General features: G+C 56.6%; 12 protein-coding genes, 2 tRNA genes and 2 pseudogenes. 10 read left to right on the top strand and 6 right to left on the bottom strand.

Annotated elements, in window-relative coordinates:
- The 3 genes and pseudogenes from AAAB35_RS19370 to AAAB35_RS19360 all read left to right on the top strand — a co-directional run.
- A pseudogene (locus AAAB35_RS19370) lies at nt 1-283 on the top strand (haloacid dehalogenase-like hydrolase); the annotation flags it as partial.
- A gap of 364 nt (nt 284-647) precedes the next feature.
- A complete protein-coding gene (locus AAAB35_RS19365; RefSeq protein WP_340669907.1) occupies nt 648-1,421 on the top strand; it encodes a hypothetical protein in 774 nt (257 codons plus the stop codon).
- Nucleotides 1,422-1,593: 172 nt separating this feature from the next.
- Nucleotides 1,594-1,791, top strand: a complete 198-nt coding sequence (locus AAAB35_RS19360) for a hypothetical protein (RefSeq protein WP_340669903.1) — start codon at nt 1,594-1,596, stop codon at nt 1,789-1,791.
- A 222-nt stretch (nt 1,792-2,013) separates the two neighbouring features.
- Here the strand turns inward: AAAB35_RS19360 and AAAB35_RS19355 are convergent, their stop codons facing one another.
- The 4 genes and pseudogenes from AAAB35_RS19355 to AAAB35_RS19340 all read right to left on the bottom strand — a co-directional run.
- A complete protein-coding gene (locus AAAB35_RS19355; RefSeq protein ID WP_340669902.1) occupies nt 2,014-2,832 on the bottom strand; it encodes a hypothetical protein in 819 nt (272 codons plus the stop codon).
- Nucleotides 2,833-2,861: 29 nt separating this feature from the next.
- Entirely contained in the window at nt 2,862-3,644 is a 783-nt protein-coding gene (locus AAAB35_RS19350; protein WP_340669906.1) for a transporter, read from the bottom strand.
- A gap of 419 nt (nt 3,645-4,063) precedes the next feature.
- Nucleotides 4,064-5,596, bottom strand: a complete 1,533-nt coding sequence (locus tag AAAB35_RS19345) for a phospholipase D family protein (RefSeq protein WP_340669901.1) — start codon at nt 5,594-5,596, stop codon at nt 4,064-4,066.
- A 221-nt stretch (nt 5,597-5,817) separates the two neighbouring features.
- Nucleotides 5,818-6,129: pseudogene (locus AAAB35_RS19340) on the bottom strand (transposase); the annotation flags it as partial.
- On the opposite strand from AAAB35_RS19340, the gene AAAB35_RS19335 reads away from it, so the two are divergent.
- The 4 genes from AAAB35_RS19335 (at nt 6,067) to AAAB35_RS19320 (ending at nt 7,720) form a co-directional block, all read left to right on the top strand.
- Complete coding sequence (locus AAAB35_RS19335; protein ID WP_340669905.1) at nt 6,067-6,276, top strand: heme-binding protein; 210 nt, start codon at nt 6,067-6,069, stop codon at nt 6,274-6,276. The pseudogene AAAB35_RS19340 and the gene AAAB35_RS19335 overlap by 63 nt on opposite strands.
- Nucleotides 6,248-6,538: a hypothetical protein gene (locus AAAB35_RS19330; RefSeq protein ID WP_340669908.1), complete on the top strand. Its 291-nt coding sequence runs from the start codon at nt 6,248-6,250 to the stop codon at nt 6,536-6,538. The genes AAAB35_RS19335 and AAAB35_RS19330 overlap by 29 nt, the downstream gene beginning before the upstream one ends.
- A gap of 29 nt (nt 6,539-6,567) precedes the next feature.
- Nucleotides 6,568-7,122 (top strand): SDR family NAD(P)-dependent oxidoreductase, encoded by a 555-nt coding sequence (locus tag AAAB35_RS19325; protein WP_340669900.1) that lies wholly within the window; start codon nt 6,568-6,570, stop codon nt 7,120-7,122.
- Between the two features lie 184 nt (nt 7,123-7,306).
- A complete protein-coding gene (locus AAAB35_RS19320; RefSeq protein ID WP_340669899.1) occupies nt 7,307-7,720 on the top strand; it encodes a nuclear transport factor 2 family protein in 414 nt (137 codons plus the stop codon).
- A 153-nt stretch (nt 7,721-7,873) separates the two neighbouring features.
- On the opposite strand, the gene AAAB35_RS19315 is transcribed toward AAAB35_RS19320, so the two are convergent.
- Nucleotides 7,874-7,948, bottom strand: a tRNA-Asn gene (locus tag AAAB35_RS19315).
- Between the two features lie 186 nt (nt 7,949-8,134).
- Between AAAB35_RS19315 and AAAB35_RS19310 the strand changes: the two genes are divergently transcribed.
- Together AAAB35_RS19310 and AAAB35_RS19305 are read left to right on the top strand one after the other, a co-directional pair.
- A complete protein-coding gene (locus AAAB35_RS19310) occupies nt 8,135-8,437 on the top strand; it encodes a hypothetical protein (protein WP_340669904.1) in 303 nt (100 codons plus the stop codon).
- 151 nt (nt 8,438-8,588) lie between these two features.
- A tRNA-Cys gene (locus AAAB35_RS19305) sits at nt 8,589-8,662 on the top strand.
- 371 nt (nt 8,663-9,033) lie between these two features.
- Here the strand turns inward: AAAB35_RS19305 and AAAB35_RS19300 are convergent.
- Nucleotides 9,034-9,585 (bottom strand): GGDEF domain-containing protein, encoded by a 552-nt coding sequence (locus AAAB35_RS19300; RefSeq protein WP_340669898.1) that lies wholly within the window; start codon nt 9,583-9,585, stop codon nt 9,034-9,036.
- A gap of 500 nt (nt 9,586-10,085) precedes the next feature.
- Between AAAB35_RS19300 and AAAB35_RS19295 the strand changes: the two genes are divergently transcribed.
- Nucleotides 10,086-10,760: a protein-L-isoaspartate O-methyltransferase gene (locus AAAB35_RS19295; RefSeq protein ID WP_340669897.1), complete on the top strand. Its 675-nt coding sequence runs from the start codon at nt 10,086-10,088 to the stop codon at nt 10,758-10,760.
- The last annotated feature ends 54 nt before the right edge of the window (nt 10,761-10,814 follow it).

Genomic DNA, 10,814 nt, shown 5'->3' with positions numbered 1-10,814 from the left:
CATTCATCTGATGATTGGCCGCCAGCCGGTGTTCGCAGCGGGCAATTCCACGGGCGACCAGCAGATGCTGGAATATACCGAGGCCGGTGACGGTCCGCGGTTCGCCATGCTGCTGCTGCACGACGATGCCGAGAGGGAATACGCCTACGGTCCGGCGACGGGCCTACCGGACACCAAGGTTGGCGCCTTCACACAGGAACTTTACGACGAAGCAGTGAAGGACGGCTGGGTGATCATCAGCATGAAGAAAGACTGGGGGAAGATCTTCTCTTTTGAAGAATGACAGCCCTTGCTCGAAGACCGGCACCGGGCTCGAGTTTTCATGAAGGAATAGATGTGAAGAAGATGCTTCTTCGCGTAGTTGCGCTGATGGTGGCAGGTGCGGCCCTAGGCGGAGGCCTGTATGTCGCTTACCCGATCCAGGTCACCACTTTGGCTGGAATGGCACACAATTATCTTCTTTCCTGGTCGGCCCCTCCCGGCGCGACAACCACGGAATTGAACGCGCCCAACAAAGCCCCGGCTGATGCGCCCGAGGCTGCTTCGTCCTTGCCCGCGGGGGCATAAACATTGAAGTTCAGAAAAGGAGACTTACCATGCTTAACAGAAAACTCGCATGCCTCGCTTTGATTGTCGGCGGTGTAACTATGGCTGCAGGCAGTGCAACGCGCGCGCAGGATGCGGATGTCAAACCGCACGTGCCGCTTGAGAAGACCATTGGCGTGGTCACGGCGACGGGGCCGGTTCCCTCCCTCTTTGTCGTCAACTCCGCCGGCGCCAAACTGGAAGGCGGCAAACTGACCATGACCGGCGTGGCCATGAGCTCCATCGTCTTTGCCGATCGCCCGGTCCGGGCGGCGGGCCACGTCACCACCGAGCAGTTCGTCATGCAATGGTCTGAGGGCGCCGACAATTTTATCAAGGACCCGCCCAACGGCACCATTTCCGTTCTGGGCGGTGACGGTTCAAAGGTCGAGGACGCCGTGGTGACGTTAAGGTCGCCGAAGATCGAAGCCGGCAACCTGACATTCGACGTTTCGGTTCTCGAAGGAAGTCTGAGCGGCTCGAGTGGACCTGCAGCACTGTTCATCGATCGTGGCGGTGGCGGTGGCGGTGGTGGTCGTGGTGGTGGCTTCGGCGGCGGTGGCGGCTTTGATGGCGGTGGCGGCTTTGGCGGCGGTGGTTACCGCGGAGGGTTCGCCGGAGGCGATCGCATGGACGATGTCCATATCAACGACGTTCATGCCAACTACTGGCATGCTCCCGACTACCATGGCGCATGGTATGCCGGCGCGACTGGGGTCGCCCTTGGCGCGGCTGCGACACGGCCATACCGCTACGGGTATGACTACGGCTACGGTGACCGCTATTATAACGGCTATGGCCCATGTGGATATTACCCCCACCCGCCTTGCTACTAATCCGGGACAGGGGCGGGCGTGGCGCCAACTAACACCACTGCGTTCGCATTGAGCCGCGCCCGACACCGGTGCGCGGCTCACGTCAAATCGAGCCATCGCTCTGTCCGAATTGCACAACCCTAGCTATCATCAAATTTATTGAGTCAGATCCATCTAAGACTGGGAGTGTCGTATGGAAAAGTTTAAAGGGAAATCACAACTGGGTAGTCTTGATGAGGCACTCGCAGATGCCATTAGAACAGCCAAGGAAACGATGCAGACTGATTATGTGGAATGGAAGTTACTCAGCGTTTCTGGTGCGGACGGCGGATATGTAGCCGTTCAAGATCTGGTTGCCGAGATTGAGATTACATCCCAGATTCCCACGTAACGGGCTGTTGCTGGCGTCTTAAGGGATCTGAAGTTGATAGCCGTGCCACCGCACAGACACGAGCAGCGATTGGGACTTACCGCGCTCGCGCGTTTGCAGCCAACGACCTCGCAGCTAACCCAAACGAATGCGGCGCGGTCCGCGTCATTGATGTTTCAATGACGAACTTTGCGCAGTGGGCTCTGCCAGCGTTGTGGCGGAAGCGACGGCCGGCGGGTACAATCAGAACTTAAACTTGGCGCCAATGACTGGCCCTTGCATGGATACGTCCCATACAAATCCATCATCATCGTAGTCTACATCAAGATAGCGGTAGCCCGCCTCCAGCGTGAACGAGTTGTTGAACTGGTATTGAAGCGTGCCCTGCACCTGCCAATCGATGTCGGCGGCGGCGCCGAAGCCACCGACATCGGCCTCGCCGTGAAGCCCGAAACCCCTGCCGAGACCAACGGTGCCGCTCACCCCAATCAAGGGATCGACCCAGGTTTTGCTGCCACTCGCCTCCCTTACCTCGCGAGGGCCCGTAAGGGTCAGGTCCGAGTTCAAATACCAGAGCCGTCCGCCGGCTAGAACGTCGAAGTTCGCGGTGCCATTGTCGAGTAGCCGGTAGGAGCCCCCGAAGGTCCACAGCACGAGGTCCAAATCTTCTTTTGCCGAAATGTGGAACGGGCCGGGCGATGTTCCTTCGGCATCGAGTCCCAGGTAGATGAATTCGGTGAAAAGGGCGTAACGGCCATTGCGCGCCTCGCCGTTAATCATGACCGGCGGCGGTGACCAATCGATGTGGTCGAAAATCTGATCGAAATCGAGATTGACATTCGCGGGCCCAAGGCCGTGGACGCCGACCCTGCCGTCGAGGCCCGCTGCCCAGAAAAAGGGCTCTACCGTGAAGCTCCACCCGGGCGCGGTTTCAACAGGCGGCGGCGTTTGGGCGTCCGCAGCAATCGTCGGCGTCGCGACCAGCATCGCCGCCAGGCCTACCCAGGCCGGCAAGATCAGTCGGATCATTGTGATATCAAATCCATCGAAATCCTGTTGCATCTGTACACCCCCTTTAGGTGCGAAAGTCTCTATTTCGGAAAAAGAAACGTAACGGTGAGCCGTGCGCCAAAGCCGTCAGGTCCACTGCTTGGGCTTTCTGCCCAATACCGAACACCGGCCTGTAACTGGATTGGCTGTTTGTTGACCTTTATCAGCTTGGCCACGGCGAAATTGATGGGCACAGACCAGTCTTCAGTTTCCCAATTATAGGTGCTCTCGGTATTGAGGGAAAAGGTCCATGCTTTCGGCGTTGTGTAGGCGATGAAGGGCTGGAGGAATGTGGCGTTCACCTCCGGTCGATCGTCATCGCCTGCAAACGACCAGATGTGGTTGGCCAGAGCCCCGACCGTCCACGGACCATCCTGTTTGAGGACTACGCCGGTGGGGCCTGCTCCCCATTTCTCGTCTCCAAGCAGGTCGTCAGTCGCGGTCGGCAGGAGGAAAACAGGGCCGACACCCCAGATGATGCCACCGGAAGTCGGTTTCTTCGGCGAGAAGAACAAGCTTTGCGTAGTATCCCCAAGACCGAATTGATCCCCGGAAGGCCCCGCTATGTCATTCTGATAAGCGATCGGCAGGATCGTGCGGGAGATGAGGTTCCAGTCCTCATTCAACGAGAACGGGATGACGGGCTGTACGTTCACGTAGGTCTTGTCGCCATCCTCGGGACCGTAGCCCTGGTCCCAGTTGAACTGAAATGGCACACTGATCAGTGAGGCAATCGGATTTGAAAGTTTCTTGGCCAATTCCTGGGCGTTGTCTTCGGCCATTGCCGACGCTGTAAATGCAGTGAGTATCGTTAAAGCCGACATCCTACGGAATAGAGGCATAGCTTTGCTCCCCAGCGGAGGACCGCTTCCGAAGATCAGCGAAAGCGTTCCCCAACGCCCGCGTTCAAATGGTCGCCGCCTAATAATGGACGGCAAAGATTACCGTACTGTAACTTCGGGGTAACGTCTCCAACTGTTTGTCCACAATTGGCAAACGCGACCGTGAAAACCACAGACTGTTGCATGAAAGTAGCAAAAGCATCGGGAGTTTCTTTACCCTATCAATATTCTAGGCGCGAGCATCGCATCGAAATGCAGAGTCATGGGCAGCGAGGAACCACGCCACGACTTCTACGCCTACGTCGAGAACGTCTCGATCAGCGCCGATCATGCGGCGCCAATACGCCGGCCATCGAAATTTTTTTTGGAAAGCGAATTTCTCGGTCAGCGTCGCGAAAACCTCAGAGCTGTGAACCGATAGGGAGAATCGCATAAAATCCCGCCACGAATTGATCCCAGGGCGAACCCGTCGGCTCATGAAAATAGATCCGCTGCGTCCCGTCCGGCTGGGTCTCCGTCCAGGAGATCCGCTTGTCCTTGTCCAGCCTTACGGCAAAGGTCTCTTCTCTTAAAACGCCTCTTAGGGCGTTCGACGTCTTCTTGGTAAATTCAGGCGAGTCGATCAGAATGCCCATCTCCGTATTGATATTCACCGACCGCGGGTCCCAGTTGAACGAGCCGACGAACAGGTAACGATCGTCGATGGTAAACGCCTTGGCATGCAGACCCGATCGCGATTCACCCCAATTGACGCCGCGCCGCGCTTCTTGATCTGCGTCAGGCCGAAGTTCGTAGAGGTGGACTCCGCCTTCCAGAAGAGCCCGCCGGTCCTTTGCATAATGCGCATAGACGGGTTTCACGTCGTTCGATGCCAGCGAATTGGTTACAACCAACACCTCGACGCCCCGCGCCTCAAGTTCCCGCAACCACTTTGTGCCGCGTTTGCCTGGCACGAAATATGCAGAGATGATCTCAACCTTTGATGTCGCATCGGCGAAATACTTTGCCAGTTGAGAGGCAAGAATCTCTTCTTCATTGTCTTCTTCACCGGCCGCTTTTGAAGGGGGGTCCGAGTACATTTTGGCGGGAACCCACGCAAGCTTCAGCGTCGATGGCGTGAAATTCTGCTTCGCAGCCGCACGCACGACGCTGGCATATTTCGTCTTCCGGGCATCCTTGATGATCTCGTCAAGGCGATCGCGCGCTTCGTCGAGACTGAACCCCTCTGGTTCGCCAACGACAGCGCGCGCGGGCACTGCAAACTTGCTGTTCCAGTACTCATCAAAGTTTGTCGAGACTTCGTCGACAACGGGTCCAGCAACCAGCAGATCAAGATCCGAATAGTTCAATTCCCTCTTGGCCAGGAAATACTCATCGCCGATATTGCGGCCACCGACGATCGACATGGCATTATCGGCGGTCATCGACTTGTTGTGCATCCGGCGGTTGATCCGCTTGAAGTCGGTGAGGCCGGCCGCGACAAGGCTCTGATCCCGCCAGAACGGGTTAAAGAGCCGGATTTCGATGTTTTTATGCGAGTCCAGAGCCGCAGTCACGGCGTCATAGCTCTTGGTGTCCATGTCATCGAGCAATAGCCGCACCCGCACTCCCCGATCCGCGGCTTGCAGCAAGCTCCACGCAAAGATTTTTCCGGTAGCATCATTGTGCAGAAGGTAATACTGAGCATCGATCGTTTTTTCGGCGGCCGCTGCAAGTGCCAAGCGCGCTGCCAGCGCTTCTTCTCCGTTGCCGATCAGCTTGACCCCGGAGCGACCGTCTCTAGGATCACCAAGGCTTTGGACAGCTTGTGTCAGCCGCGTGCTTGTCGGCTGCGCGGGCGAATATGACGGTGTTTGGTCGAATGTTCGCACGGTGTGCGAACAGGCAGCGAGAAAAAACAAAGAAAGCCCTGCGGCCAAGATAAATGGTTTCACACTACGCCCCATCCAGAATGCTCCACGCCACCGTCCCTTAGCGGCTCACAAAGCTAGACTTTGGCTGTGTCGCGCACTTTGCCGCTAGTACAGGCATGCTCTCACGTTTTGAGATTGAGCACCATTCCCCGGAGTGACATCGTCTACCTCGTTGCCGCTCTGGGCTCAAAGCCGCCATTGACCGCATTGCCCCCGGCCGCCCAAGTCGCGCCGCTCGATGCTCAGCGGAGCGCACTAAGCGCCTGGAAGGCACGGCGTCGGCTGGCGATGATCGCGTCCGGATCGGCGCGCCAGATGAAGGGCCTCAATCTCGTTGTACTCGGCTACGAAACGATTGATCGCGGCCTGGAGGTCGGCGACGGAGCAAGAGACGTCGTGCTTCAGGCGTCGGCGGGGAGCTTGGCGAAAAAGCCTTCGACGGCGTTCAGCCATGAACTCGATATCGGTGTGAAGTGGAAGGTCCAGCGCGGATGGCGCACGACCCAGGCGCGGACTTTCTTGTGCTTGTGGGCGGCGTAGTTGTCGAGAATGACGGGAATGCCCTTGCCTGCGTGTTTGGCGGTGGACTGCCATTGACCGGATCCGATGGAATTTTCCTTGGAGCGATAGGGGTGTCGGGAGGGGCAGTGTCTCAGGACATGGAAGTCGCTCTTGCGGCAGTTTCCGGCCTCGGCTGGTGAATTGACTTTCAGACCATTCGACGATGCCAACAACAGGAGATTAGAATGTCAAAGACAATCCTTATCCCGGCGCTGGATCGGGCTTGGTAAAGCTGCTGCAATCGGCATGGCCAAAAACGGTCATAGCATCATTGCAACCGCACACGTTTCTTCTCAGGTCACGGCTTTGCGCGAGGAAGCCGCTGCTCTCGACCTCAAGAACTTGCGTGTTGAACGTCTCGACCTCGACGATCCCTATGACATCAAACAGGCCATTGGATAGGACTTTGATGTGCTGTGGAACATGCCGGCATGGGCGAAGCAGGTCCCGTCTGGGAAATTCCGATTGAGCTCGTTCGCCGCAACTTCGAAGTCAATGTAATCTTGCCCCTCCAGCTCACCCAGGGCGTTGTTCAGAAATGGGTAAGACAGGGCAAGAAGGGCAAGGTCGTCTTTACATCTTCAATGGGCGGTCTTTTCACCCCGGCGAACTGGGGAACCTACGTTTCGACAAAGCATGCCGTGGAGTCGATCGCCGAGGCACTGCAGCAGGAGCTGAGCAAGTACGGCATCCAGATACAGACGATTAATCCGGGTGCATATTACACCGGATACAACGAGACGATGGCGGACAATCCGTTCCGTTGGCTCGACGACAGCAAGAACTTCACCAAGCGTGCCGATCTACGCAAGGGCTTTGGCGATTTCTTCGCAACGCCAGAAGGCAAGATGGACCCGAAGGGGATGATCGACCGGATGATTGAAATCGTTCCGGACGATACGGGCAAATTCCGCAACGTCGTTCCGAAAGTCATCGAAGACATCCTGAGGGAGCATCAACTCAAGGCGTGGGAAAACCAAATCTGAACCGACCGTGGCGGTGCCGTCGTCGCGTGACTGTAGGTGAACTGTTCAGTCCGAATGATCCTGTTGAAGGAGTTCAGAAATGACCAAGAGGCAGATAGAAATCGCGCTTGGCAGCTTTCGCAGTATCGTATTTGTGATGCTCGTCGGATTGCTGCTCGCGACCACGACGCAGATTGGAGCAGCGATGGCATCCGACGAATCAAGCAATAGGGCAAGGGTAAAGCAAGCGTTCGACGCCTGGGCAGCAGGTACAGGAAGCCCCTATGACTTATTGGCCGCCGACGCCGAATGGACAATCACAGGCAATTCTGCGGCTTCCAAAACCTACCCAGGCCGGGAGGCCTTTATCAATGAAGTTATCAAACCCTTCAACGCGCGCATGAGTGTCGGTCTCAAGCCTACGATCCGGAATATGTATGCCGACGGCGACACCGTTATCGTCTTCTTTGACGCTGCCGGAACCGCCAAAGACGGCAAGCCATACAAGAATACTTACGCATGGTTTCTCGAACTCCAGGACGGAAAGATCGTGAAGGCCACGGCATTCTTCGACAGCATCGCTTTTAATGAACTTTGGAAGCTTCCAGCTACCAAATGACGATCTCGCCGAGGCCGCGCGATCTGATAATTGCGCAACGAGGCGATCACGACCGCAGAGAATCGGGACTATAGCGTGATCACTTTGTGTAGATATGCTGTAGATCAGCCAATATACACCAATTATCGTGATCGGCTAAGTGCTTGAAAGAAGTGGCTCCCCGGGCCGGATTCGAACCAGCGACCAACCGGTTAACAGCCGGTTGCTCTACCGCTGAGCTACCGGGGAACAGCTACTCAGTCATCAGCGATGTGGCCTATAGCAAAAGGGTTTCGCTTTTGCAAAGGACCATTTTGATTTTTTTCGGCTAATGTGCATAACAGAATGATGACATCGCTGGATTGGCTACCTACATCCGGTCGAAACACGCCGTCCAGATTGAAGAGAATAGTTTTGGCTGATCGCCCCGAAGACATGCAGGAACATGCCGAAGAGGCCCATAAGAGGCATCGAAAACGCCGGCACATGAGGATCCTCGGCCGTCATGTACCAATGCCGCAATCGGTGGCAATGCGTCGCACGCTTGGTGGTGCGCTTGTCGCTGCCGGGACCTTGGGTTTCCTGCCGGTGCTCGGGTTCTGGATGATTCCTCTCGGCCTCGTCGTCCTCTCGCACGATTCCGCCCTGGTGCGGCGCAAACGGCGCCAACTCGAAGTAAAGCTCGGTCGCCGCTGGAAGGGAAATGCGCCAAACAACAAAGATGGCTCTGACGCATAATCCTTTCGTCGAGAGCGGGTCAGATCGACAGCGTAATCACCTGTTCAGGATGAGCCGAGGATTTCTCGCGCAATGGCTTGACTAGCCATGCGGCCTTCCATATTGAACCAACCGTGAATTCGGCAGATGTTCTCAGCATTTGTTGACGTGAGGCCTCGTGGCGGAGTGGTTACGCAGAGGACTGCAAATCCTTGTATCCCGGTTCGATTCCGGGCGAGGCCTCCATCACTTCGGGTGCCACGCCAACCTTTTGATACTGCTTGCGTTTACTACGCTGTGGCAGCTGGCGATATCGCCTTCGCGCACGCACTTGCGCGCGGAATGTCCAGATTGCGATCAGATTGATGAGCTCACTGACGCACCCACACGGCGAGATAACAGCACTCATGACATGGTTGCAATTCCGTTGAAGGCCTTCGACGGCGTCGACCTTACCGACCAAGGTCGCCATCACCGACATCGAGTTCCAGAATCTCGGTCGGACCAAGCCGCCGGCGGAACTGGCACAGCGGTAATGCGACACGCGCTTGAGGGGGTATGCGCCACCCTCAAACAAGCTTCTGGTACGATCGGGAAGGTGTGAACGAGGGGCTCTTCTAGCTCGAGCGGCGTTCCGAATATCTGCGGTAAACGCCTCTTCCGGCCTTTTTTGCGATGTAGAGCGCCGCATCGCCACACCAGAGGAGGCTCTCCGGGGTGTCGCCGTCGCGTGGCGCCAGGGCTGCGCCAACGGTGACCGTGACGATGACGGGTTCGGCGCGGCCGAGATCGAGCGGTTCCGATACCGTTCCGATAATGCGGTCGGCGATGCTCGCAACTTCATTCGCGGTCACCTGCAGGAGCACGATGGCAAATTCGTCGCCCGCAATGCGATAAATGACATCGTTCTTGCGCATGCAGGACTGCAGCCGGTCAGCAACCATCCTCAACAAATTGTCGCCTTCGGCGCGGCCATAGCGTTCGTTGAACTTGGCAAAACCGTCAACGTCGATACACAGGATGGCAAACTGAAGACGATCATCGAAATCGCTCTCGGCATAGGTGGCGCACAGGCTGTCGAGATGTTCTTCAAGCGCCGCACGGTCTGCCAGCCCGGTCAGCTCGTCCTGGCTGATCGGAACGTCGCTGAATCCTTTGATCTCAATCATTTGCCTCAAATTCCTATCGTCCGGATGGACGCTTTCTCCACGTGTCAAATAGAATGACAGGTGCGCGCCGTCTGTTCAATCCCGCATTCGCGCAAGGGTTAAGCAACCGTACCACGGCTGCGCGATCGCCATTGACGTCGGTTGTACTCGATCTCGCGGAGCAGAGGACTGCCAAGGGTCTACCCAAAGATGCGGCGGGCGCTTACGAGCCGGTGCGGAATAGACAGACCTTGCCAATGACCAGAGACAGGTGGTGCACGAACGCCGCAGGCCTCTAACAATATGAATTGATGCCCGCTGGGCGCATTAGTCATTCATTGACGCTAACGGAATTTTTTGCCACACCCTTTAAGTAAAATAGTAACTTCTGTGAGAGGGTGAGCCCGCGAAGGTGCATCGACTTTACAGACGGTGGGTTTTGATGGGATTCGCCAGAAGCATGTTACGCGCTTGCAAAGCGTAGTGGTTGCAAGCGCCTTGCCAGGAAAGCTTGTAAGAGAATGATACCGAATTTCGAAGACCTGCGGATCAAGATGGTCGACAATCAGTTGCGCACGACTGATGTGACCGACAAGGCCGTTCTGCAGGCTTTTCTTGACGTTCCCCGGGAAAAATTTGTGCCGGCTGCGCGCCAGGAGCTCGCTTATATCGACGAGGACGTACTGCTTGCTCCGGCGACGGCCGAATCGGGTCCCCGGTATTTGATGGAGCCATCCCCGTTCGCCAAATTGGTTCAGCTTTGCAATATCCAGCCGGGCGATGTCGTTCTCGATATCGGCTGTGGCACCGGTTACTCTGCCGCGGTGCTGTCGCGAATCGCAAGTTCCGTGATTGGCATTGAAAGCGGCAAGACATTGGCTGACCAGGCCACCGAAACGCTGCCGGCTTTGGGCTTCGACAATGTTGTCGTGGTCAATGCTCCGTTCAAGCAGGGATATGCGGCCGAGGCTCCCTACGATGTCATCATCATAGAGGGTAGCGTGGACGAAGTTCCTGGTACATTATTTGATCAGCTGAAGGAGGGGGGGCGACTCGCGGTGGTCGTGGGGACCGGAAACGCGGGCAGGGCGATGCTCTACGGAAAAAATGAGGGGATTGTTTCCGGACGCCGTGCCTTCAATGCTGCAGTCAAGCCGCTTCCCGGATTTGAGAAGGTTGCTGCGTTCGAGTTCTGACTGCGGGCGATGAGACAAATGTGCAACTGTCGCTGACTTTTGTTGCATATCGGA

Origin of the sequence: Phyllobacterium sp. (assembly GCF_037994425.1) — a bacterium.
In the GTDB taxonomy this organism is placed as follows: domain Bacteria; phylum Pseudomonadota; class Alphaproteobacteria; order Rhizobiales; family Rhizobiaceae; genus Phyllobacterium.
The sequence above is the reverse complement of the archived record's forward strand: the minus strand, read 5'-3'. Positions and strand labels throughout refer to the sequence as shown.

Excerpts from the sequence above, each read along its gene's own strand:
- AAAB35_RS19365 (WP_340669907.1), top strand. The coding sequence starts at position 648 with ATGGCTGCAGGCAGTGCAACGCGCGCGCAGGATGCGGATGTCAAACCG.
- AAAB35_RS19360 (WP_340669903.1), top strand. The coding sequence starts at position 1,594 with ATGGAAAAGTTTAAAGGGAAATCACAACTGGGTAGTCTTGATGAGGCA.
- AAAB35_RS19355 (WP_340669902.1), bottom strand. The coding sequence starts at position 2,832 with ATGCAACAGGATTTCGATGGATTTGATATCACAATGATCCGACTGATC.
- AAAB35_RS19350 (WP_340669906.1), bottom strand. The coding sequence starts at position 3,644 with ATGTCGGCTTTAACGATACTCACTGCATTTACAGCGTCGGCAATGGCC.
- AAAB35_RS19335 (WP_340669905.1), top strand. The coding sequence starts at position 6,067 with ATGGCGCACGACCCAGGCGCGGACTTTCTTGTGCTTGTGGGCGGCGTA.
- AAAB35_RS19325 (WP_340669900.1), top strand. The coding sequence starts at position 6,568 with ATGGGCGAAGCAGGTCCCGTCTGGGAAATTCCGATTGAGCTCGTTCGC.
- AAAB35_RS19320 (WP_340669899.1), top strand. The coding sequence starts at position 7,307 with ATGGCATCCGACGAATCAAGCAATAGGGCAAGGGTAAAGCAAGCGTTC.
- AAAB35_RS19310 (WP_340669904.1), top strand. The coding sequence starts at position 8,135 with ATGCAGGAACATGCCGAAGAGGCCCATAAGAGGCATCGAAAACGCCGG.
- AAAB35_RS19300 (WP_340669898.1), bottom strand. The coding sequence starts at position 9,585 with ATGATTGAGATCAAAGGATTCAGCGACGTTCCGATCAGCCAGGACGAG.
- AAAB35_RS19295 (WP_340669897.1), top strand. The coding sequence starts at position 10,086 with ATGATACCGAATTTCGAAGACCTGCGGATCAAGATGGTCGACAATCAG.